The organism is Sphingomonas sp. PSPC2-2, from assembly GCF_049897725.1.
Taxonomy (GTDB): domain Bacteria; phylum Pseudomonadota; class Alphaproteobacteria; order Sphingomonadales; family Sphingomonadaceae; genus Sphingomonas.
Genome location: NZ_JAFCWU010000002.1, coordinates 401,235 through 423,029, shown reverse-complemented (window position 1 = coordinate 423,029; position 21,795 = coordinate 401,235). Strand labels below are relative to the sequence as shown.

At 66.2% G+C, this 21,795-nt stretch carries 25 protein-coding genes; 20 read left to right on the top strand and 5 right to left on the bottom strand.

What is annotated here, in order from left to right; translation table 11 throughout:
• Nucleotides 1–61: 61 nt before the first annotated feature.
• The 7 genes from ACP7BY_RS06230 (at nt 62) to ACP7BY_RS06200 (ending at nt 4,745) form a co-directional block, all read left to right on the top strand.
• A complete protein-coding gene (locus ACP7BY_RS06230; RefSeq protein WP_033966947.1) occupies nt 62–412 on the top strand; it encodes an endonuclease domain-containing protein in 351 nt (116 codons plus the stop codon).
• Nucleotides 409–720 (top strand): cupin, encoded by a 312-nt coding sequence (locus ACP7BY_RS06225; RefSeq protein ID WP_137902611.1) that lies wholly within the window; start codon nt 409–411, stop codon nt 718–720. Before ACP7BY_RS06230 ends, ACP7BY_RS06225 begins: the two co-directional genes overlap by 4 nt.
• The gene (gene trpA, locus ACP7BY_RS06220) at nt 717–1,517 is read left to right on the top strand and encodes a tryptophan synthase subunit alpha (RefSeq protein WP_033966943.1); all 801 of its coding nucleotides are present in this window, start codon (nt 717–719) and stop codon (nt 1,515–1,517) included. Before ACP7BY_RS06225 ends, trpA begins: the two co-directional genes overlap by 4 nt.
• Nucleotides 1,514–2,374 carry an acetyl-CoA carboxylase, carboxyltransferase subunit beta gene (accD, locus tag ACP7BY_RS06215; RefSeq protein ID WP_033966945.1) on the top strand — a complete coding sequence of 287 codons (861 nt, stop codon included), beginning with the start codon at nt 1,514–1,516 and terminating at the stop codon, nt 2,372–2,374. The genes trpA and accD overlap by 4 nt, the downstream gene beginning before the upstream one ends.
• A 110-nt stretch (nt 2,375–2,484) precedes the next feature.
• On the top strand, nt 2,485–2,871 hold the full coding sequence (locus ACP7BY_RS06210) for an endonuclease domain-containing protein (RefSeq protein ID WP_033963351.1): 387 nt from the start codon (nt 2,485–2,487) through the stop codon (nt 2,869–2,871).
• Complete coding sequence (locus ACP7BY_RS06205; RefSeq protein ID WP_137902612.1) at nt 2,871–4,217, top strand: bifunctional folylpolyglutamate synthase/dihydrofolate synthase; 1,347 nt, start codon at nt 2,871–2,873, stop codon at nt 4,215–4,217. The genes ACP7BY_RS06210 and ACP7BY_RS06205 overlap by 1 nt, the downstream gene beginning before the upstream one ends.
• Nucleotides 4,218–4,286: 69 nt before the next feature.
• On the top strand, nt 4,287–4,745 hold the full coding sequence (locus tag ACP7BY_RS06200) for a DUF6628 family protein (RefSeq protein WP_052191999.1): 459 nt from the start codon (nt 4,287–4,289) through the stop codon (nt 4,743–4,745).
• On the opposite strand, the gene ACP7BY_RS06195 is transcribed toward ACP7BY_RS06200, so the two are convergent.
• From ACP7BY_RS06195 to ACP7BY_RS06185, 3 genes are all read right to left on the bottom strand, one after another.
• Nucleotides 4,735–5,484 carry a tetratricopeptide repeat protein gene (locus ACP7BY_RS06195; RefSeq protein ID WP_171010486.1) on the bottom strand — a complete coding sequence of 250 codons (750 nt, stop codon included), beginning with the start codon at nt 5,482–5,484 and terminating at the stop codon, nt 4,735–4,737. The two genes, ACP7BY_RS06200 and ACP7BY_RS06195, sit on opposite strands and share 11 nt — an antisense overlap.
• A gap of 58 nt (nt 5,485–5,542) precedes the next feature.
• Complete coding sequence (locus ACP7BY_RS06190) at nt 5,543–7,243, bottom strand: AmpG family muropeptide MFS transporter (protein ID WP_137902614.1); 1,701 nt, start codon at nt 7,241–7,243, stop codon at nt 5,543–5,545.
• Between the two features lie 145 nt (nt 7,244–7,388).
• Entirely contained in the window at nt 7,389–7,826 is a 438-nt protein-coding gene (locus tag ACP7BY_RS06185; RefSeq protein WP_033963347.1) for a response regulator, read from the bottom strand.
• A gap of 156 nt (nt 7,827–7,982) precedes the next feature.
• On the opposite strand from ACP7BY_RS06185, the gene ACP7BY_RS06180 reads away from it, so the two are divergent.
• Nucleotides 7,983–9,227: a pseudouridine synthase gene (locus tag ACP7BY_RS06180; protein ID WP_137902615.1), complete on the top strand. Its 1,245-nt coding sequence runs from the start codon at nt 7,983–7,985 to the stop codon at nt 9,225–9,227.
• Between the two features lie 73 nt (nt 9,228–9,300).
• On the top strand, nt 9,301–9,849 hold the full coding sequence (gene rsmD / locus ACP7BY_RS06175) for a 16S rRNA (guanine(966)-N(2))-methyltransferase RsmD (protein WP_137902616.1): 549 nt from the start codon (nt 9,301–9,303) through the stop codon (nt 9,847–9,849).
• A gap of 147 nt (nt 9,850–9,996) precedes the next feature.
• Here the strand turns inward: rsmD and ACP7BY_RS06170 are convergent, their stop codons facing one another.
• Entirely contained in the window at nt 9,997–11,643 is a 1,647-nt protein-coding gene (locus ACP7BY_RS06170) for an inorganic phosphate transporter (protein ID WP_033966839.1), read from the bottom strand.
• Between the two features lie 252 nt (nt 11,644–11,895).
• Here ACP7BY_RS06170 and ACP7BY_RS06165 point away from each other — a divergent pair, with 252 nt between their 5' ends.
• From ACP7BY_RS06165 to ACP7BY_RS06130, 8 genes are all read left to right on the top strand, one after another.
• On the top strand, nt 11,896–13,161 hold the full coding sequence (locus ACP7BY_RS06165) for a glycosyltransferase (protein ID WP_137902617.1): 1,266 nt from the start codon (nt 11,896–11,898) through the stop codon (nt 13,159–13,161).
• Between the two features lie 54 nt (nt 13,162–13,215).
• Complete coding sequence (locus ACP7BY_RS06160; RefSeq protein ID WP_137902618.1) at nt 13,216–15,525, top strand: ATP-dependent helicase; 2,310 nt, start codon at nt 13,216–13,218, stop codon at nt 15,523–15,525.
• 113 nt (nt 15,526–15,638) lie between these two features.
• Nucleotides 15,639–15,911: a type II toxin-antitoxin system Phd/YefM family antitoxin gene (locus ACP7BY_RS06155; protein ID WP_033965770.1), complete on the top strand. Its 273-nt coding sequence runs from the start codon at nt 15,639–15,641 to the stop codon at nt 15,909–15,911.
• The gene (locus ACP7BY_RS06150) at nt 15,908–16,297 is read left to right on the top strand and encodes a type II toxin-antitoxin system VapC family toxin (protein ID WP_033965771.1); all 390 of its coding nucleotides are present in this window, start codon (nt 15,908–15,910) and stop codon (nt 16,295–16,297) included. Before ACP7BY_RS06155 ends, ACP7BY_RS06150 begins: the two co-directional genes overlap by 4 nt.
• A 183-nt stretch (nt 16,298–16,480) precedes the next feature.
• Nucleotides 16,481–16,966 (top strand): hypothetical protein, encoded by a 486-nt coding sequence (locus tag ACP7BY_RS06145; RefSeq protein WP_052192410.1) that lies wholly within the window; start codon nt 16,481–16,483, stop codon nt 16,964–16,966.
• A 128-nt stretch (nt 16,967–17,094) separates the two neighbouring features.
• Entirely contained in the window at nt 17,095–17,445 is a 351-nt protein-coding gene (locus tag ACP7BY_RS06140; protein ID WP_033965772.1) for a DUF3147 family protein, read from the top strand.
• A gap of 102 nt (nt 17,446–17,547) precedes the next feature.
• Nucleotides 17,548–17,784: a hypothetical protein gene (locus tag ACP7BY_RS06135; protein WP_033965773.1), complete on the top strand. Its 237-nt coding sequence runs from the start codon at nt 17,548–17,550 to the stop codon at nt 17,782–17,784.
• 148 nt (nt 17,785–17,932) lie between these two features.
• Nucleotides 17,933–18,901 (top strand): phosphatase PAP2 family protein, encoded by a 969-nt coding sequence (locus tag ACP7BY_RS06130; RefSeq protein WP_033965775.1) that lies wholly within the window; start codon nt 17,933–17,935, stop codon nt 18,899–18,901.
• Here ACP7BY_RS06130 and ACP7BY_RS06125 read toward each other — a convergent pair.
• Nucleotides 18,898–19,152, bottom strand: coding sequence for a hypothetical protein (locus ACP7BY_RS06125; RefSeq protein WP_171010487.1), 255 nt, complete (start codon nt 19,150–19,152; stop codon nt 18,898–18,900). The genes ACP7BY_RS06130 and ACP7BY_RS06125 overlap by 4 nt on opposite strands.
• A gap of 234 nt (nt 19,153–19,386) precedes the next feature.
• Between ACP7BY_RS06125 and ACP7BY_RS06120 the strand changes: the two genes are divergently transcribed.
• The 3 genes from ACP7BY_RS06120 to ACP7BY_RS06110 are packed head-to-tail and all read left to right on the top strand — an operon-like array spanning nt 19,387 to nt 21,781.
• Nucleotides 19,387–19,773, top strand: a complete 387-nt coding sequence (locus ACP7BY_RS06120; RefSeq protein ID WP_033965776.1) for a cupin domain-containing protein — start codon at nt 19,387–19,389, stop codon at nt 19,771–19,773.
• A 50-nt stretch (nt 19,774–19,823) separates the two neighbouring features.
• Entirely contained in the window at nt 19,824–20,330 is a 507-nt protein-coding gene (locus tag ACP7BY_RS06115; RefSeq protein WP_137902619.1) for a pyridoxamine 5'-phosphate oxidase family protein, read from the top strand.
• A 56-nt stretch (nt 20,331–20,386) separates the two neighbouring features.
• The gene (locus ACP7BY_RS06110) at nt 20,387–21,781 is read left to right on the top strand and encodes an MFS transporter (protein WP_137902620.1); all 1,395 of its coding nucleotides are present in this window, start codon (nt 20,387–20,389) and stop codon (nt 21,779–21,781) included.
• The last annotated feature ends 14 nt before the right edge of the window (nt 21,782–21,795 follow it).

The following is a 21,795-nucleotide window of genomic DNA, read 5'->3' as shown; positions in this document are numbered from 1 at the left end:
AGAGGGTTGGGAGAGGGGAAGTCAGGTGCGCGAAGCCCGACTGACCGCCTACGCCAAAGCGATGCGCAAAGAGCCCTCCGAACCAGAGCAGCGCCTCTGGCTCGCGCTACGGGCCAAGCGCTTCGAAAACGTCAAATTCCGTCGTCAAAAGGTCATTGGCCGCTATATCGCGGACTTCGCGGCACGCGACCCGATGCTGGTGATAGAACTGGACGGCGACACCCACGCCGGACAAGAAGGCTATGATGAAGCCCGAACGCATTTTCTCCAAGAACAAGGCTATCGCGTGATCCGATTCTCGAACATCGACGTCATGACCAACCTTGAGGGTGTGTTGCTGACGATTGCGAGCGCTGTCGCCACTTCCCCTCTCCCAACCCTCTCCCCTGAAGGGGAGAGGGCTAAGATATGAAACCCTTTTCCGCAAAGGCCTTCACCGCCGATCGCGCCTGGGGCAGCAGCCTGCTGGGCGATTTCGGAGACGTAGCAGTGCGCCTGCACTGGACCGACCAACCCTATCGCTGGCACCGCAATACGGGCCGTGAAGTGTTTGCCGTGCTCGAAGGCGTGGTCGACATGCATTATCGCGAAGATGGTGTGGAGCAGGTCGTTCGGCTTCATGCCGGGGACGGCGTCTCGGTCGAGGATGGAGACGAACATGTCGCGCACCCGGTCGGGGCTGCGCGAATTCTGGTAGTAGAGCGCAAGGACTCAGAATGACCCGCCTCGCCGACGCCTTCACCAAAGGCCATCCCGCGCTCGTCGCCTTCATCACCGCGGGCGACCCCACCCCGGACGCCACCCCCGCCATCCTCGACGCTTTGGTCGAAGGCGGCGCGGACGTGATCGAACTGGGCATGCCGTTCACCGATCCAATGGCCGATGGCCCCGCGATCCAGGCCGCCAATATCCGCAGCCTGGCAGCGGGCACGCGCACTGCCGACATCCTCGCCATCGCCAAGAGCTTCCGCGCGCGGCACCCGCAGGTGCCGCTGGTGCTGATGGGCTATGCCAACCCGATGACGATCCGCGGCGGCAAATGGTTCGCCGAGGCGGCGTGCGATGCCGGGGTCGATGGCGTGATCTGCGTCGACATCCCGCCCGAGGAAGACCCCGAACTCGGCTCCGCGCTGCGCGCGGTCGGCATCGACCAGATCCGCCTCGCCACGCCGACCACCGATGCCACGCGCCTGCCGACCGTGCTCGATGGCGCCAGCGGGTTTCTCTATTACGTGTCGGTCGCCGGCATCACCGGGCTGCAACAGGCAGCACAGACCTCGATCGACGCGGCGGTCACGCGGCTGAAGGCGCATACCGATTTGCCGGTTGCGGTCGGCTTTGGCGTGCGCACCCCCGAACAGGCCGCCGCGATCGCGCGCGTGGCGGATGGCGTGGTGGTCGGATCGGCAATCGTCGATCTGGTCGGCCAGCACGGTGCCGCTGCACCGGCCGCTGTAAAAACCTATATTCAATCCCTGTCGCAGGCGATTCACGCCGCCCGGAAGGAACTCGCATGAGCTGGCTTACCAGCGTGCGCAACGCGCTCGCTTACGTTGTCCCCGTCAAGAAGGACACGCCCGACAACCTTTGGCACAAGTGCAAGGGTTGCGGGACGATGACCTTCGTCAAGGAGTTGGAGGACAATCTCTATGTCTGCCCGCATTGCGACCATCATGATCGCATCGGGCCGCTGCTGCGCTTCCAATATGTGTTCGACGCGGGCAGCTACAGCATCGTGCCGCTGGCCAAGGTGCCCGACGATCCGCTGAAATTCCGCGATACCAAGCGCTATGTCGATCGCATCAAGGCGGCGCGCGCCGCGACCTCCGAAGGCGACGCGCTGATCACCGCGCGGGGCACGATCGAGGGGCATAAGGCCGTGATCGGCGTGCAGGACTTCGCCTTCATGGGCGGGTCGATGGGCATGGCCGTCGGCGAAGCCTTCGTGCGCGGCGTCGAGACCGCGATTGCCGATAACTGCCCCTACATCATCTTCACCGCCGCCGGTGGCGCGCGCATGCAGGAGGGCATTCTCAGCCTGATGCAGATGCCGCGCGCGACGGTGGCGATCGCCATGCTGCACGATGCCGGCCTGCCCTATATCGTGGTGCTCACCGACCCGACCACGGGCGGCGTGACCGCGAGCTATGCGATGCTCGGCGACGTGCAGATTGCCGAGCCGGGCGCGTTGATCGGTTTCGCCGGACAGCGCGTGATCGAGCAGACGATCCGCGAAAAGCTGCCCGACGGCTTCCAGCGCGCCGAATATCTGCTGGAACACGGCATGATCGACATGGTGAAGCACCGCCGCGACCTGCGCGCGACGCTGGCAAGCCTGATCGATTACCTCTGCAGCGCGAAAAAGGCGGCCTGATTAATCTCCCTCTCCCCGCTCGCGGGGAGAGGGCAAGCGAGGCGAAGCCGAAGCGCGGGAGAGGGGCCATAAAACTCCCCTCCCGCTTGCGGGAGGGGTTGGGGGAGGGAATGGAGCAACGGACCAAAGCCCGAGCGCTACGCAGCACGCCAACCGCAGCCGAGGTCCGCTTGTGGCGCGCGATCAGTGCGCGCAAGGTCGCGGGGTTCCGCTTCAACCGCCAAGTGCCGATTGGCCCGTTCATCTGCGACTTCGTCGCGCGCAGCCTCAAGCTCATCATCGAAGTCGATGGCGACACCCATGGCGACAGGCGCGAGCAGGACGAAGAGCGTACACGCTATCTCCAATCCGAAGGGTATCAGGTCATTCGCTTCTGGAACAACGACGTGCTGGGGAACCTTGATGGGGTCGTCGCAGAGATCGCGCGGGTGGTGAGCGTGCTGGGTGCTCGCAGCCCCTCCCCCACCCCCTCCCGCGAGCGGGAGGGGAGTTTATAATGGACCACGCCACCTCGACCAATGCCGCCGTGCAGACGCAGCTCGACCGGTTATGGTCGCTCTCGCCCGGTGCCGATATTCTGGGGCTGGAGCGGATCACCGCCCTGCTCGACCGGCTCGGCAACCCGCAGCACCGGCTGCCACCGACGATCCATGTCGCGGGCACCAACGGCAAGGGCTCGACCTGCGCCTTTCTGCGCAGCGCGATCGAGGCGGCGGGGCTTACCGCGCACGTTTATACCAGCCCGCATCTCGTGCGCTTCAACGAGCGCATTCGCCTCGCCGGGCGGTTGATCGAGGATGAAGCGCTGGCGGCGCTCCTGGAAGACGTTCTCGACGCCGCCGATGAGGGGGCCGAGGGCATCGGCGCGAGCTTCTTCGAGGTCACCACCGCCGCCGCTTTCCTAGCCTTCAGCCGGACGCCGGCGGATGCGTGCATCATCGAGGTCGGGCTTGGCGGGCGGCTCGATGCCACCAACGTACTGACGCACCCGATCGCCACCGGCATCGCGCAACTCGGCATCGATCATCAGAGCTTCCTGGGGGATACCGCCGAAGCGATTGCGGGCGAAAAGGCCGGGATCGCCAAGGCCGGGGTTCCGCTCATCACGATGCGCTATCCCCGATCGGTCACGCAGCGCGTCGCCGAGGTGGCGCAGGCTGCAGGCGCGACCGTGCTGCCGACCGGTACCGACTGGCGCTTCACCGTCGAGGCCGATCGCCTGATCTATACCGATACGGCGGGCCAGATCGAAACCCCGCTGCCGACGCTCGCCGGGCCGCACCAGCCCGAAAACCTGTCGCTCGCCATCGCCTTGCTGCGTCACCAGACCGCGCTCTCGATCCCGCACGAAGCCTATACCGCCGCCGCGCTGCACACGCGCTGGCCCGCGCGGATGCAGCGGCTGCATGCGGGGCCGCTGACTGCCCTGCTCCCGCCCGGCAGCCAGTTGTGGCTCGATGGCGGGCACAACCCCGCCGCCGCTGCCGCCATCTCCGCCACGCTCGATGCGATCGCGCATCCCGGCATCGGGCGCAGCGAGGTGCATCTGGTGCTGGGGATGCTCGCCAATAAGGATCCACTCGGCCTGCTCGCCCCCTTCGCCCGCGTCGCCACCACGCTCCACGCTGTGCCCGTGCCCAGCCATGAGCATCATACCCCTGCCGCACTCGCCGCCATCGCGCACGACCTCGGGCTGGCCGCGCATACCGCCCCCGATGTCGCAAGCGCTCTCCTAGACATCACCGAGATTGCCGACCCCGCCGAGCCGCCGATCGTGCTGATTCTGGGTTCGCTCTACCTCGCCGGTGAAGTGCTCTCGGCGAACGACGAAGCGCCTGACTGACCCTTCTTTATTGCGATTGACTTGCAATAGCGAATCTCGGAAGATGCTCCCCTGCAACGGAGCATCGCCATGACCATCGCCCCCATCCCGTCTTCCGCGCCGACGTCACCCTCGCGTTATTCGGCCAGTCTGCCCAACGCGATGCCCGACAATCCCAATAGCCGCCTGTTGTTGTTCGCCTTCCGCCGCATGGGCGCGCACGGCCTCAACGATGCCCACGCCGCGCACGCGCTGCTCCAGGCGTTCGGGCAGGATTTTCGTCGCCCCCTGCTGTTCCTGCGGACGATGATGGCCGATCTTGCGCACAGCGCGGCGTGCCCGATCACGATCGCGCCATGTTGCTGCATGCGGATGACCGCGTCGGAGGCGACGATCCTAAAGATCATCGAACGCGTGGAGACCGCCCCCGATCGCGCCCGCCTGTTGCTCGGCGATCTAATCGGCCTGCGCCGCCCCGATGGCGTGCTCGCCAGCATCACCGCCGTTGCGCAGGCGTTCGCCGATGCCGGGCGGCCGCTTACGCCTTGACCGCGCGCAACTCGCCCAGCCGCGCCATCGCCCAGCGGTACATTTCCGCCTCGGCAGCGCGTTGCTGGCGGTCGAGCAGCTTCATCCGCGCCTCGACCTCTTCCAGCACCTCGCGCGCCTTCTTGTCCCAGCCCTGTTCGAGCAGCAGCGCGGCATAGCGACAGCGCCCTTCCTCGCCCGGCAGGCGTGTGACGAGATCGGCATAGAGCTCGAGCGCCTCGTCCTTGCGCCCCAGCGCATCGAGAATGCGCGCGCGGAGCAGGCCGATCCGGTCGCGGTCGCTCTGTGCCGAGGCGGGCGGCGCGGCGTCGAGCGTGGCGAGCGCGGCGGCAGGATCGTGCGTCTCGAACTCGGCGCGGGCGCGCTTCTCGGCACTGCGCGTATCGACCGGCCCGCGCTCCGCCGCCTCGCGATAGAGCGGCAAAGCCTCGGCATAATTGCCCTGCGCCGCCAGCGCATCCGCCAGCCGCATGCGGTTGGCGACGGTATCGGCCATCGCCAGCGCCCCGCGCGCCGCGCGCACATCCTTGTCGGGATCGAGCTTCGCCGCCACCGTCGCCCGCGCGGTGCGGACATGGCGGTTGCCCTGGAAGCGCGGATAGACCTCGAGCACGACGTAAGCGATCGTGCTGGCGAGCGGCAGGAACACGAGCGCCATGATCCACAATTGATTGCGCCCGTTGCGGATCACATCGATCACGCACAGCACCTGGATGGCGATGGTGAGGAGGTAGAACATCGGTATCGCGCTCCGCCCAGTTAGTCCCGCGCGCGCGGGGTCATCAAAACGTCCGGCATCAGCCTTCCCCGCTCGCCGCCGCCGTGCTGCTGCGGGACGAACGCCACCATTCGAGCAACACGAAGAAGATTGCCAGCAACCCCAGCACCGCGACGTCGCGGAACACCGCCGCATAGCCGATCTTGTCGATCAACTCGCCCGCAAAACCCTTGCCAAGCGACCCGATCAGGAAGGTCAGCGAGGACAGCAGGGCATATTGCACCGCCGAATATTTCTTGCTGACGATGCCCGAAACATAGGCGACAAACGCCGCGCCCGCGATCCCGGTCGAGACGTTCTCATATGCGATCGTCAGCAGCAGCCGTGCGATGCGCAAATCCCCGCCCAGGGCCTGCGCCAGCACATCGAGCCGCAGCATATGCAATACGATGTCGATATAGGGCGCACCATCGGCGAGATCGGCATAGAGGAAATTCCCGAAAATCGGCAGCGCCGCCCCGATGAGCACCGTTGGAAATCGCCCGATCCGCAGGAACAGATAGCCGCCGACGCTGACCCCGATAATCGACATGACGATGCCGAAAATCTTGGACGCGAAGGCCACCTCGTCCTTCGTATAGTGCATGTAATCGAGGTAGAACGGGTAGGCGAACGATGCCCAGACATTGTAGCACAAGGCATAAGTGAGGATCAGCCCGATCACCACCAACACCCCCCAGCGCATCCGCTCGGTCAAATCGGCGAGCGGCGCAATCAACGCACGGTAAAGGTGGTTGGCGATCGTTCGCGCAGGCGACACCCGCGTATCGACGACGGCCTGCACCTGATGCCCGCGCAGCTTCAGCCAGTTGAGCACCGCCGCGACGATCAGCGGAACGATCACCGTCGCCAGCACGATCAGCGGCCCGTTATATTTCAGGAAATCCCCCGCCGACGGTCGTTTGCCGCCGGGCGGCACTTCGGCCAGCATGCTCGTCATGAACACCACGATCCGGACGATCGCCCATACCCAGCTCGACCCGACGATGATGAGGGCGATGGCGCGGGCGCGCGGCGCGATCTCGCCCGGCTGGTCAAGCAAATCGGCGGCGACATCGGGGCTGCGTTCGGTATCGGGCGCGGCCAATGCAATGAGCAGCATCACCCCGATCAGGCACGCCATCAGCAAATAGACCGTCGGCCACGACATGCGCGCCGCCAGAAACAGCGCGAACGCCCCGCCGACGATGCTCGCGGTGCGATAGCCGAGCTGGTAAATCGCGGATAGCAGTTCGACCGGCGTGCGTTCGTCGGCCACGTCGATCCGCCACGCGTCGATCGCCACGTCCTGCGTTGCCGAACCGATCGACGCGACGAACGCAAACAAGGCAAAACGCGCGATGTGGACGGTGGGGTCGGTCACCACCAGCCCGATCAAGCCGAGGATGATGAGTCCCTGGCACAGCACGATCCAGCTCTTACGCCGCCCGATCCGCCCGAGCAGCGGCGGGCGCGTGCGATCGACCAGCGGCGACCACAGGAACTTGAACGCATAGGTCAGCCCGACCCACGACAGCACGCCGATCGTCGCGAGGTTGACCTTCACTTCGCCGAGCCACGCCGTCAGCGTCCCGATCAGCAACGCGAACGGCAACCCTGAGGAAAAACTGAAAGCAAGCATCGACGCGGCCTTGCGCGTCTGCAACGCGGCCTTGAGCAGTCGCCAGCCTTTGGGCTTGATCGGCGGCGCGGTATCCTCGCGCGTTTCCGTAACAGTCACAGATTCCCCTTCGAACCGCCAGCGGGCGTGTCGGCCCGTACGCGCCGGAGACTAGCGCCAAAAATCGCGAGCGGAAGGGCGATGAGCCCCGAGTTCGTCGTCACCGGGCCTCGCCCCCGATAATGCCCGGCTGACCGATGGCGACCTACGCTTCCGCCACACCCGCAAACAAGCTCAGCCCGCCCGGCACCCGTCGCGGCTTGCGCCCGTCGAGTACCGCCTCGATCGCGGCAATCGCGGCGAGCAGGTCGCGCTGCGCATAGGGCTTGGACAGACAGCCCGCCGCCACGGCGCGCCCGCCTTCGGGGCACGATCCGGTCACGAACAGCACCGGCACCCCGGCCTGGTGCGCCGCGCGGGCGACATCGATGCCGCTGCCATCGGCCAGGCTGATATCGACCAGCACCAAATCGATGTCGCGCGCGTCGGCGATCACGGCGAGCGCGTCGCTCACCCGGTCGACCGTCGCGACGATTTCGAATTCGGCGTCGCGCAGGAAATGTTCGGTGTCGAAGGCGACCAGTGGTTCGTCCTCGACGAGCAACAATCTGGAGATCCGCCGCTTCTTTTTGGCGAACAACATCGCTTCACCACCCACCTTGTGCCCGCGCTCAACAGGCTGCGCGTCTCGCCCTCGTTACGCACCCGTGCCTGAACGTTTGGCTACGAGATAGGACGCAATGTATTTTGTACGGGCACTTTTGAACAAATTGTCTATCAAGGCGTGGTGTCAAGACCAATGCCCCCCAAAGATCGCCCCAAAGAGCAACAGCGGATCGCCAAGCTCCTCGCCCGTGCAGGTGTCGCCTCGCGCCGTGAAGTCGAGCGCATGATCGCCGAAGGGCGCGTCGCGCTCAACGGGGTTGTGCTGGATACACCCGCGACGATCCTCGCCTCGCTCGCCGGTGTCACCGTCGATGGCGACCCCGTCGAGGCGCCCGCCGCCGCGCGGCTGTTCCTCTATCACAAGCCACCGGGCCTGCTCGTCACCGAGCGCGACCCCGCCGGCCGCCCGACCATTTACGATCGCCTGCCCGAGGGGCTGCCGCGACTCGTTCCCGTCGGCCGCCTCGATCTCGCGACCGAGGGGCTGCTGCTGCTCACCACCGATGGCGAGTTGAAGCGCCAGCTCGAATTGCCCGCGACTGGCGTGGAGCGCGCTTACCGCGCCCGCGCCTACGGCCCGATCACGCAGGAGCAGCTCGAAGAGTTGATCCACGGCGTCGAGATCGAGGGCGTTCGCTATGGCGCGATCGACGCCAATCTCGAACGCCGCACCGGTGCCAATGTCTGGATCGAGCTGATCCTGACCGAGGGCAAGAATCGCGAAGTGCGCCGTGTGCTCGAATATCTCGGGCTCAAGGTCTCGCGGCTGATCCGCACCCGCTACGGCCCGTTCGTGCTGGGCGATCTGCCCGTCGGCGAGATCGGCGAAGTGAAGCAGCATGACGTCGTCGCCTTCCGCAAGGACCCGACGCGCAAAGGCGGCGGCGAAGCCCCCAAGCTGGTCGAAAAGCCTCGCCCGGCCGGGCGCGGGCGCATCAACCCCAACGAGTCCACCGCCCCCACCTCGCTGCCCAAGCCGCGCCCGGTGCGCCGCATCACCAAGGCGACCGCCAACCGTGCGGACAAGGAGGCCTTTGCCGAGCCCGCGCGCCAGGCGCAGCCCGGCCGCGATCCGGTGGTGCTGACCAAGGCAACCAAGGTGAAGCGTTTCTACGACGCCAAGCCCAAGGCCGGCACCACCGCCGCGCCCGTCACCGACACCCGCCCCAAGCGCGTGTTCAACCCCGAACTCGGCCGCAACGTGCGCGCCAAGCCGCCGCGCGACGCCAAATCGGCCGACCGCAGCGAGCGGACCGAGCGCCCGGAACGCGCCGAACGCGCCCCCAACAAATCCACCCCGCGCACGCCGGGCAAGGCCATGGCCCGCCCGTCCAAGCCGCGCACCGTCAAGACCCATAAGAGCCGGACTCGCAAGTGAACGCATACGACACTGCATTTTTTAGCCAACCTTCCCCTTCACGCTTACCCGGCGACCTTCAGGGGAACGCATAATGCGAATCATCGCTGGAAAGTGGCGCGGTCGTCCGATCGTCGCGCCGAAGGGTGATGCCACCCGTCCCACCGCAGACCGTGTGCGCGAGGCATTGTTCTCGATGCTCGCCAGCCGCCTCGGCAGTTTCGAGGATCTGGCGGTGGCCGATCTGTTTGCGGGATCGGGCGCGCTGGGGCTGGAGGCGCTGTCGCGCGGGGCCGCCTCGTGCATCTTCGTCGAACAGGACAAGGCCGCGCTCGACGCGCTGCGCACCAATATCACCAAGCTCGGCGGTGCCAAGGAAATCGGTGCCGATGTCCGCGCGCAATCGGTGCTGGCGCTGGGCCATGCGGTCGCGCCGCTGGACCTGATCGTGATGGACCCGCCTTATGACAGCGGCGCGGGTGCGGTCGCGCTCGACAAGCTCGCCCGGCTCGGCTGGATCGGCGATGCGACCTGGATCAGCATCGAAACCGCCAAGCCCGAACTGGTCGAAGTGGCTGGGTTCGTGGAGGACGTTTCGCGCGTCCACGGCAAGGCCAGAATCACGCTGCTACGCCGGGGGTGATCCCCCAGTCCCTCTCCCACCGGGAGAGGGAGGGAGGCGCAAAGCGCCGGAAGGGTGAGGGTGACGCGCGCGAAGGCGCACGCCCGATCACCCTAACCCGTCCGAGCTAAGCTCGGCCACCCTCTCCCGCCGGGAGAGGGGCTAAGCTCACATCTTGGTCAGCCCCAGGAACACCCAATACAGCCCGCCCGCCAGCGCCATCGCGGCGGGCAACGTCAACACCCATGCCAGCGCCATCGAACCGATCGTGCGCGGCTGCAAGCCAGCGCCACTCGCAACCGAGGCACCGGCGACGCCCGACGACAGGATGTGCGTGGTCGACACCGGCAAGCCGTAAACTTCGGCCGCCAGGATCGTTCCCGCCGCAACCAGCTCGGCCGATGCGCCCATGCCATAGGTCAGGTGCGACTTGCCGATCTTCTCGCCAACGGTAATGACGATCCGCCGCCAGCCGACCATCGTCCCAAGGCCCAGCGCAAGCGCGACGATCACCTTGACCCACACCGGAATGTAGCGCGTGCCCTTTTCGAGATTGGTCTGATACGCCTTGATCGCCGCCAGCTCTGACGCGCTGAAGATCTTGGCGGAGGCTTCCTTGTCCTTGGTCGCGAGCCGCGCACTATCGAGCACCAGATACATGTCGTTGCGCAGATTGGGCGTCGCGGCAGCGGGGACCTTGTCGAGCGACCCGTAAGCGCCGATCCGATGCCCCAAATCACGCGACAACGCGTCGGCAGCGGCAAAGACTTGCGGCGTATCGGCATGGCGCGCCTGCAATGCCCGCGTCAGAACCGTGCGCGCTGTGTCAAGGTCGGTCGGCGCATCATGCGACCCGGCGTGGGTGGCGAAAGCGGCGGCTGCCGCATTGGCACTCGCCACGAAAGCAGGCGTCTCGCTCTGCGGCATGGTACGGTTGAGCGCATACGCCGTCGGCGCGCAGCCGATCAGGATCAGCATGATCAGCCCCATGCCCTTCTGCCCGTCATTGCCGCCATGCGCGAAGCTGACGGCCGTGCAAGTGAAGATGAGCAGCGCACGAATGCCCTTGGGCGGCGGCGCGGTGCCCTCGGGCTCGCTGTACAGCTTGGGGTTGCGCAGCACGAGTTTCATCACGTGCAGCAAGAGGAAGGCTGCACCGAAACCGATCAGCGGTGCCATCCACAGCCCGGTCAGAACCTTGGTCGCCTGGCTCCAGTCGACGCCCGAAGTGCCGCCGGTCCCCGCCGTCATAAGCTGGTTGGCAAGGCCGACGCCGAGGATCGATCCGATCAGCGCGTGGCTCGATGAATTGGGCAAGCCGACATACCAGGTGCCCAGATTCCACAGCACCGCCGCCAGCAGCAGCGCGAAAATCATCGCAAAGCCGGCATTGCTGCCGACATGGAGGATGAGGTCGACCGGCAGCAGCGTGATGATCGAATAAGCGACTGCTCCGCTCGACAGCATCACGCCCAGGAAGTTGAAAAAACCAGACCATACCACCGCCAGCGCAGCGGGCATCGAATGGGTGTAAATAACGGTTGCCACTGCATTGGCGGTGTCATGGAAGCCGTTCACGAACTCGAAGCCAAGCGCGATCAAGAGCGCCAGCCCAAGGAAAGCAAAGGTGCCGAGCGCCAGCCCCTCGCCCACCTGAGCGGTGTCGACGATGATGCTGTAGCCGGCATAGCCGACCCCCACCGCCAGCAGCGCCAGGAAAATCCAGCGCCCGGCAGGGTGCAAACGATGATCGAGCCGCGGCCCGTGCGAAGCGTCCGTCGCCGATTCGGGGGACGCTGGGAAAGTGGTAGCCATGCCGTTGAAGGCCTTCGCTCGGTTGTGTTACGGGTTGATGACGTGCGGTGCGGTTGGTGGCCCGATACCCGCCTGAAGTGCCAAAAGCCAGCCCTCAAAGGCAGTTCCTCGGGCCAGGCCGCCGCTCGCTGCAGCGGCCCGATTTGCGAAACGGGTGCTGTCGGACGCTGCGTCCGGCGAACGATTTGCACAGTGCGGCCCGCTCGCTTATGCAACGCCTTGGGCGGAAGGCGACCTGGAGGGGCTATCATCATGTTTGACGTCGCCTCGGCACCGGGGGACATCGGCCAGCGCGCGCAACTGCATCTTGCCCGTGGCTCCAGCCGCACAGCGCGAACCCGCGCGCCGTTACGTGTGCTGACCTTTCTGAACAGCTTTGCCCCCGGCGGGGTCGAACGGATCGCCGCGCGGCTGCATGCCGCGTGGACGGCAGCCGGGGTCGATGCGCACATGGTCGTGGCCGATGCCAGCATCGCGCCACCAATCGCCTTGCAGGCCTTATCGCAAATCCATCACCGGCCGCGTGCGCGGGGCATTACGCGCTTCACGGCGCTGCTGCGCGGCATGCCCGCGATCATCGCGCGCCAGCGCCCTGACGTGCTGTTCTGCGCGGGCAATACCTATACCAGCCTGGCGGTCGCGCTGAAGCTGACGCTTGGCAGCGCCTGTCCGCCGATCGTGGTGAAGATCAGCAACGATCTGGTCCGCGCCGACATGTCACCCCCGCTGCGCTATTTCTATCGTCGCTGGCTGCGCATCCAGGGCCGCCATCTCGACCATTTCGTCGGTATGGCCCCGGCGATGCGCGGCGAAATCGCGCGGTTGATCGGCGTGCCGCAAAACCGCATCAGCGTGATCGCCGACCCCGCGCTGGCCGATGCCGACCTCCGCCGTCTGGCGGCCGCGCGCGACGCCGTGGTGCGTGCGCGACCGGGCCGCCATTATCTCGCGGTCGGCCGCCTTGCTCCGCAGAAGAATTTCGCACTGCTGCTCGAGGCGTTCGCGCGCATCGCCAAGCCCGACGATACGCTGCGCATCCTTGGGGAAGGCCCGGAACGTCGCGCGCTCGAGGTGCAGGCCGCGCGACTGGGCATTGCCGGGTCCGTCTATATGCCGGGACATGTCGATCCGCTCGACGGCTGGCTGGCCGAGGCCGACGCCTTTGTGCTGTCCTCGGATTATGAAGGCGTCCCCGCCGTGGTGATCGAGGCGCTGGCGGCGGGGCTGCCGATCATCGCGACCGATTGCTGCTGCAGCATGGCCGATCTGCTTGGCCACGGCACGCTCGGCCAGCTGGTCCCGACCGGCGATGCCGCCGCGCTGGCACAGGCGATGATGACGCTCGCCCCCGATTCGGGCGCGACCATTGCCGCACGCCGCACCGCCGCCGCGACCTTCACGATCGAAAGTGCTACTGACAAATATCTGGGCCTGATGCGCACGCTCGCCGCCACCCGCGCCGCCGAGACCGCGCCCGACACGCCGCGCAACGACCCGATCCCAAGCCCGGCGGCCTAGCCCCTCTGCACGACGCGCTTGCCCGACGCCCGCGCGTTCCCTACCTGTTCACCAATGACTCTCCCCGCGCCCTCCCCCCAGGATCCCCCCTATCTGACGGGCCTCAACCCGCAGCAGCGCGAAGCCGTGCTCACCACCGAAGGCCCCGTGCTGGTCCTCGCGGGCGCTGGCACCGGCAAGACCGCCGCGCTCACCGCGCGGCTCGCGCATCTGCTCGCCACCCGCAAAGCCTGGCCGAGCGAGATCCTCAGCGTCACCTTCACCAACAAGGCCGCGCGCGAGATGCGCCACCGCGTCGGGCGTCTGGTCGGCGATGTGGTCGAGGGGATGCCGTGGCTCGGCACCTTCCACGCGATCGGCGCCAAGATGCTGCGCCGCCATGCCGAACTGGTCGGCCTGCAAAGCAACTTCACCATCCTCGACACCGACGACCAGTTACGCCTGCTGAAGCAACTCATCCAAGCCGCCGATCTCGACGAGAAACGCTGGCCCGCGCGCCAACTTGCCGGGCTGATCGACGGCTGGAAGAACAAAGGCCTCACCCCCGCCCAAATCGATGCCGGCGAGAGCGAGCTCTACGCCAATGGCCGCGGGCAGGAACTCTACGCCGCCTATCAAACCCGCCTGATCGCGCTCAACGCCTGCGATTTCGGCGATTTGCTGCTGCACATGCTCGTCATCCTGCAGCGCGACCGCGACGTGCTCGCCGATTACCAGCGCCGCTTCAAATATATCATGGTCGACGAATATCAGGACACCAACAGCGTCCAATATCTGTGGCTGCGCCTGCTCGCGCAGGAGCGCAAGAACATCGCCTGTGTCGGCGATGACGACCAGTCGATCTATTCGTGGCGCGGCGCGCAGGTCGAGAATATCCTGAAGTTCGAGAAGGATTTCCCCGGCGCCAAGATCATCCGGCTGGAGCAGAATTACCGCTCCACCCCGCACATCCTCGGCGCCGCCTCGGGCGTGATCGCCAACAATAGCGGTCGCCTCGGCAAGCAGCTCTGGACCGAGCTCGACGCGGGCGAGAAGGTCAAGGTGCTGGGCGTGTGGGACGGCCCCGAGGAAGCGCGCCGCGTCGGCGAGGAAATCGAAAGCGCGCAAAGGGTTGGCAAGTCCCTCGACGACATCGCCATTCTGGTGCGCGCGCAGCACCAGACGCGCGAATTCGAAGACCGCTTCATCGCGACCGGCATCCCCTATCGCATCATCGGGGGTTTTCGCTTCTATGAGCGCGCCGAAATCCGCGACGCGCTCGCCTATCTGCGCGTGGTGGCGCAGCCCGCCGACGACCTCGCCTTCGATCGTATCGTCAACGTCCCCAAGCGCGGCCTCGGCGACAAGGCCGTCGCCAAGGTCCACCAACTCGCCCGCGCGCAGCACGTCCCGCTGGTCACCGCCGCCGCGCGTCTGCTCGACACCGATGAACTGACCGGGGCCGCGCGCAAATCGCTCGGCAACCTCGTCATCGACATGGCGCGGTGGCGCGCGCAAATGACCGAGCTGCCGCATGGCGAGCTGGCGCGCATCATCCTCGACGAAAGCGGCTATACGGCCATGCTCCAGGCCGAGAAATCGGTCGAGGCGGCGGGTCGGCTCGAAAACCTCACCGAGCTCGTCCGCGCGATGGAGGAATATGAAACGCTGGGCGCGTTCCTCGAACATGTCAGCCTGGTCATGGACAATGAGGCGTCGGCCGAGGACCCCAAGGTCACGATCATGACGATCCACGCCGCCAAGGGGCTGGAATATGACACGGTATTCCTGGTCGGCTGGGAGGAAGGGCTGTTCCCGTCGCAACGCGCGCTCGACGAAGGCGGCACCAAGAGCCTGGAGGAAGAACGCCGCCTCGCCTACGTCGCCATCACCCGTGCGCGCCGCCGCGCGATCATCCTCCACGCCGCCAACCGCCGCATTTACGGCCAATGGACGAGCAGCATCCCCAGCCGCTTCGTCGGCGAATTGCCGCCCGAACATATCGAGGCGGAATCGAGTCTGGCGGGCGGCGAGAGCCTGTGGCGCGCCAATTGGTCCGAACGCGCCGACCCCTTCGCCAATGTCGCCCGCAGCACCGGCCGCGGCCCCGGCTGGCAACGCGCAGCCGGGATCGGCGGCACCAAGCCCGGCGGCGATTTCACCAGCCGCACCTTTTCCCGCGAACCGTCCCGCGTGCAGGAATCCCGCGCCTCGGCGATCAGCCTCGGCAATAAGGGCCGGTCGGACGTGGCGGTGGGGATGCGCGTGTTCCACCAGAAATTCGGCTACGGCCTGATCGCCGAAATCGAAGGCAATAAGCTGGAGATCGATTTCGAGAGCGCCGGGCGGAAACGGGTGATGGATAGTTTCGTGACGGTGGGGTAATTCTTCTCCCTCTCCCCCTTGGGGAGAGGGTCGGGGAGAGGGGCAGTATCAAGCGCGCCCTTGGCCAAACACGCAAAATGGTCTATCTACTTGGTCCAAGAAGGACCCGCCCGATGCACATCTCCGTATCCGACGCCAAAGCCCAACTCACCGACCTCGTCCGCCGCGCCGAAGCCGGCGAAGAGATCACCCTCACCCGCCGCGGCCACCCGACCGTGCGGCTGACGCGCGTCACCGACGAAGTCGACATGGCAGCGGTGCGCCAACGGCGTCTCGATGCCATCGATCGCGCCATAGCGGCGGCGCGCGAACGTGGCCCCGATGGCAAGCCCAGCGCCGCTCGTAGCGCGGATGATCTGTACGATGACAACGGCCTGCCTGCATGATCGTCGTCGATACGTCGGCGCTGATGGCGATCCTGCTGGGCGAACCCGAAGCCGACGCGTGCCGCGCCGTCGTCGCCCGCGAACTGGACATCCGCATCGCGGCACCGACCCTGACCGAAGCCCTGATCGTCGCGGCCGGTCGCGCATTGCACGGCGAAATGGCACGCTTGATCGACGATCTCGCGCTGACCGTCGAGCCGCTGACCGTAGAGCTCAGCTACGCCGCCGTGCGCGCCTATCTCCGCTGGGGCAAACGTCACCATCCCGCCGCCCTCAACATCTGCGACGTCTTCGCTTATGCGCTGGCGACGGCGCATAACTGCCCGCTGCTGTTCGTTGGAAACGATTTCGCGCAGACGGATGTCATCGCGGCGCTGGCGGGGTGACGCGCTCACCCTAACAAACGCTCTCTCGCGACGCGCCCTCACCTCAGCAACGGCTCAGCGGTGCCCCGGTAGCTGAGACATGGAGTCGCGCCGCCTGATATCTTCACACCCACAGCGCTGCCGGAAAATTCCACCCAAAATCCCGCTGTCCTACAAACCTGCCACTATGACATACAATCGGCGATGCGCCCCTATCCCGCCTTACCGCCCGCCGAGCCAGACGCGGCCGCGGACATCCCCTTCACCCCCGTACCAAGCGGCTCGACGCGGCATGACGGCTGGACGCCCGAGCGCCAGCGCGTCTTCCTCCAGCAGCTCGCCCGCATCGGTGTGGTGTCGGCGGCAGCTGGAGCGGTCGGGATGTCGGCGAAATCGGCTTACGCGTTGCGCAAGCGCGCTGGTGCGGAGAGCTTCGCGGCGGCATGGGAGGCGGCGCTTGGCGAAGGGCGGGACCGCGTAGTCGATCTGGCGATCGAACGCGCGCTCATCGGCACCGCGACGCCGATCTTTTATCGCGGGCGACAGATCGGGGTGCGGCAGGCGTTCGACAATCGGCTGGTGCTCGCCGTGCTGCGCGCGATGCCGTCGGTCGAGCCGGATACCGTGAGCATGCAAGCGGCGCTGGCTGCGCTGGGCGACACGCCCGCCCCCGATGAGCGCACCGAATGACCGCGCCCCGGCACGCCGCTCGTCGCCCGTCGCCACCGCTTCCGCGGTGACATGGGCTTACCTTCGTTACCTTCCCCCAATTTGCAATGCCGCTGGCCTCCGCCTGCGCCCGGCCGCATATAGGGGCTATGCTGTTCCTCGCGCTGAAGGCCCTGATCTCTGGCATCGTGATTGCCATCGCCTCGACGCTGGCCAAGCGCTATCCGGGGTTCGGCGCGCTGGTGGCGTCGCTGCCGCTGGTGTCGGTGCTCGGCATGGTCTGGCTGTGGGGCGAGAAGCCCGACCCCGCCAACATGGCGGCGCACGTCCAGGCGACCTTCTGGTATGTGCTGCCGTCGCTGCCGATGTTCCTCGTCATTCCCGCCTTGCTGCGTGCAGGCATCGGTTTCTGGCCCGCGCTCGGGCTGGGCTGCGCGCTGACGGTATTGCTGTATCTCGGCATGGTCGCGCTCGCGCCGCGGATCGGCATCGCGCTGTAACGCGCCAAGCTGTACGCAGCCCTACAAACGCGTTCAGCAACCATCGCGACAGTAAAGCGTAAAGAAGACCCACGCCCGATCGTCGGGCCGAAAGGACAGGACATGAAGCTGACCCACCTTATCGCCGCCGGGCTCATGGTTGCCGGGCTTGGTGTTTCCACTGCAGCCTCCGCGCAGGACTATCGCGGCGATCGCCCCCGTTATGACCATCGCTACGATCATCGTGGCGACCGCCGCGACTGGCGCGACCATGGCCGTTATTATGGCGGCGATCGCCACCGTCCGCGCTGCCACACCGAATGGCGTCATCACCGTCGTGTGACGGTCTGCTACCGCTGACCCTGGCGCGAGGAGGGGGCCCCCCTCCTCGCCCAAAATGTCATCTGGACGTCACAAAAAGTTCACGGCATGAAGGGTAGCCGTTCGCGGCATCGCATACCCCTTCCCAGTCGGCGATTGCGAACATCGTCTGCTCATCAGGCGCCCCGTGAACCGTCCCACCACTTTCTTCCCGCTGTCAGCACCGCTCTATCCCGGCAGCACGGCGCAGCCTGGCCTGATCCCCGGCCGCTGGCTCGTGCTCGGCTTCGCCTTCAGCGCCCTATGCGTCGGATCGCTGCTGTGGGATGCGGGGATGACCATCCGTCCGCGCACGCCCAGCACGCTGATCTTTTCGATGTTCGCCGCGCTGGCGATCGGGCTGCGCTATGCCATGCGAACACCCGCCAGCCCGGCGCAGCGCGTCGCCCGCGATTTATCGGAATCGGTCGGCCTGTTCACGGGGATCGCCTTGCTCGGCGCGGTCGCCACCTATCCGCTGGCGGCCGATACGCGCGGCAGCATCGATCCGCTGCTCCAGCAAATCGACGTCGCGCTGCGGTTCGACTGGCTTGCCTGGTATCGCGCGGTCGCCGCCCATCGGTCGCTGCAATTGCTCGGGACCGCCGCCTATCAGAGCATCTTCGTCACCCCTGCTCTGATCCTCGGCTATTGCGCCTGGGCCGACAAACGCACCGAGGCGCGTGCCTTCATCGCCAGCTTCTGGGTGGCGGCCGTGTTATGCCTGTTGCTGTTCCGCTATCTTCCGGCGGTGGGGCCACTCGCCACGCTGTGGCACGGCCCGGTCCCCTATCTGCCGGAAAGTGCGCTGTACGAGGCAGAACTGATTCCCCAATTGCGGGCCCACGCGTTACTGGAGATCGATCTGGGATCGCTGCGCGGGCTCGTCTCTGCCCCCAGCTTCCACACCGCAAGCGCGGTGCTGTACATCGCGGCAGGCTGGCCGTTGCTCCGGCTGCGCGGGCCGGTCGTGGTCCTCAGCACGGCGATGTTGCTCGCCACACCGGTCGAGGGCACGCATTATCTGGCGGACATGGTGGCCGGTGCCGCCGTCGCCGGGGTTGCGTTGACGCTGGTGGCGATGGTGCGCCGCCATTTGGCGGCGCGCGGGCGTTAAGCCTCCACCGCCATCAAAGCGGCTTCGCCATATTTCGGATCGTTGGCGGCGAACAGCGGGTTGGCATCGAAGTCGCGCTCGGTCAGGCCGACGCCATTGAGCCCGGCCAGCTTGAACGTCCCAAGCTTCAGTTCGCGCGGCGGCTTGCCATCGCGCTCGAGCACGACACCATCCACGAACAGGTCATCGTGGCGCGTATAGATGATGTGCGGTGCGAGCGTAATATCGGTGCGATTGTAGGTCGCGCGCAAGCACCGCTTCCGGACAATAGCTTCGAAGACAGTCGGAACGGGGCCGGTCGGCCCGGATGGATTTTGCACGGCGTAGCCCTGATACTCGGGAGTCTTGATGACGATGCTGTACCGAAAATGGTGCGATGCAGCAAGAACCAACTCCACCCCGATCGTGGGAGCGCGCTGAGAGCGGAGAGCCTCATGTTCAATTCCTGTCGCCTCCAGGGGGCGTCTGCCCTAACAGCGTGCGCGATGTCGCATCCCTTGATCACCTCGCTGGATCTGTCCCCCCACCCCGAAGGCGGCTGGTATCGCGAAACGATGCGCCAGCCTTCGCCGGATGGCGGCCGCGGGCTGGCGACGGCCATTCTGTTCCTGTTGGAAGATGGGCAGCGGTCGCACTGGCATCGTGTAGACGCGACCGAACTGTGGTTGTGGCATGCGGGCGCGCCGCTCACCTTGTTGATCGACCAAAGTGAGCACCTGCTGTCCGGGGAAAGCCCGCAAGCAATCGTCCCTGCCCATGCGTGGCAATCGGCCGAGGCGCGCGAAGGCTGGGCGCTGGTCAGTTGCGTCGTCACCCCCGCCTTTGATTTTGGCGGGTTCGAGCTGGCACCGCCTGGCTGGTCCCCGCATTGAGGGAACCGCATCGGCCTCCGCCCGTTCGAAGCGAGCAAGGAGACGATGCCATGTTTACTGACAACACCGCGAACGACGCGGAAATCGAAGCGAAATTCTGGAAGGCGTTGCGCTCCGACCGGACGATGATGCTCGGCCTGGCCGGCGTGGACGAGGGCCATACGCGCCCGATGACGGGGCAACTCGACGGCGACGAAGATCGCGGCCCGATCTATTTCTTCACCGCGAAGGACACCGAACTGGTCGCCGACCTGAAGCACGACAGCCGCGCCGTCGCCACCTTCGCATCCAAGGGCAATGATGTGTTCGCGACGATCCACGGCACGCTGGTCGCCGAGAATGATCGCGCGGTCATCCACCGGCTGTGGAACAGCTTCGTCGCGGCTTGGTATGAAGGCGGCAAGGACGACCCCAAGCTGCAATTGCTGCGGCTGGATACCGAGCGCGCGCAGATCTGGGTCGATGCGTCGAGCATGCTCGCCGGGGTGAAGGTGCTGCTCGGGATCGACCCCAAGCAGGATTACAAGGACAAGGTCGCCGAAGTTTCGCTCGGCTGACTATAAATGGGGGGAAGGCCGCTTGCACTGTGCGGGCCGAGGATTAGCACGCTCGCATGATGGATGGCCTTCCTCTACCCCGCCGCTACGCGGCCATTGCCGCGCTTTGCCTCGGCACCGCGCTGATCATCATCGACGGTGGCGTCGCCAACATCGCGCTCCCAACGATCGCGCGCGATCTTAAGATCGATCAGTCGTCCGCCGTGACGGTGGTAACGGTCTATCAGTTGATGCTGGTGATGCTGCTGCTGCCCTTTGCCGGGCTGGGCGAGCGCATTGGCCTTAAGCGCATGTACCAGATCGGGCAGATGGTGTTCACCGTCGCCACGCTGCTGTGCTTCTTTGCAAAGAGCCTGCCCTTCCTGCTCATCGTCCGCGCGGCGCAGGCGATGGGCGCGGCAGCGGCGCTGAGCGTATCCTCCGCGTTGATCCGCTCCACTTACCCCGCCAAGCAGCTCGGCAGCGGGCTTGGCATCAATTCCGCGATCGTCTCGGCGGGGGCCGCACTTGCGCCGTCGCTCGGCGGGTTCATCCTCGGCGTGGCACCATGGCCATGGGTGTTTGCGAGCGCCGTGCCCTTTGCGATCGGATCGCTAATCCTCGGTCGCGCGCTGCCCGATACGCCGCCCGGCAACACCCCGTTCGACGTTTTCGGCGGCGTGATGTGTGCGGCGATGTTCGGGCTGATCATCGGTGGTCTGGAAACGGCGGTGCATGGCAACAGCCCGGTCGTCTCGGCCGCGATCGTGCTAACCGGGGTTCTGGTCGGCTTCTATTTCGTGCGGCGCGAGCGCGGCGAGACCGACCCGATCCTGCCGATCGATTTGCTGGAGCGCCCGGTGCTGCGCTTGTCGGTGATCGGTGCCTATACCGCCTTCATCGCCTCGATGACGCTGATCATCTCGATGCCCTTCCGCCTGACCAGCGAGTTCGGCTTCACCGCGCCCGAAATGGGGTTGTTGATGGCCCCGTGGCCGCTCACCAACATCATCGTCGCCCCGCTGTCGGGCTGGCTGTCGAGCCGCATTCCGGCGGGCGCGCTCGGCGGAATCGGCATGGCGATCTCGATCGTCGCGTTGCTGCTGATCGCCGACATGCCAGCCCATCCGACGCATTTCGACGTGATCTGGCGAATGGCGCTGTGTGGCGGAGGCTTTGGCACCTTTCTGCCACCCAATGCGCGCCTGATTATCGGTAGCGCGCCGCGCGAGCGCGCAGCGGCAGCGGGCGGCCTGGTCTCGACCACGCGCCTGCTCGGTCAGACGACCGGCGCGACGCTTGTCGCCGCGCTGCTCGCGCTGGGGATCGGTGGCGGTGCCACTCCGCCGCTGGTTGCGGCGGGGCTCGCCTTCATTGCCGGGCTATGCAGCCTGGCGCGCCTGCGTCCATCCATCCGTATGCCGCAAGGCGAAGAAGCCGCCGATGTCCAACCGGCCAGCCAGGTTCGCTGACCGGCCTTCGCAGC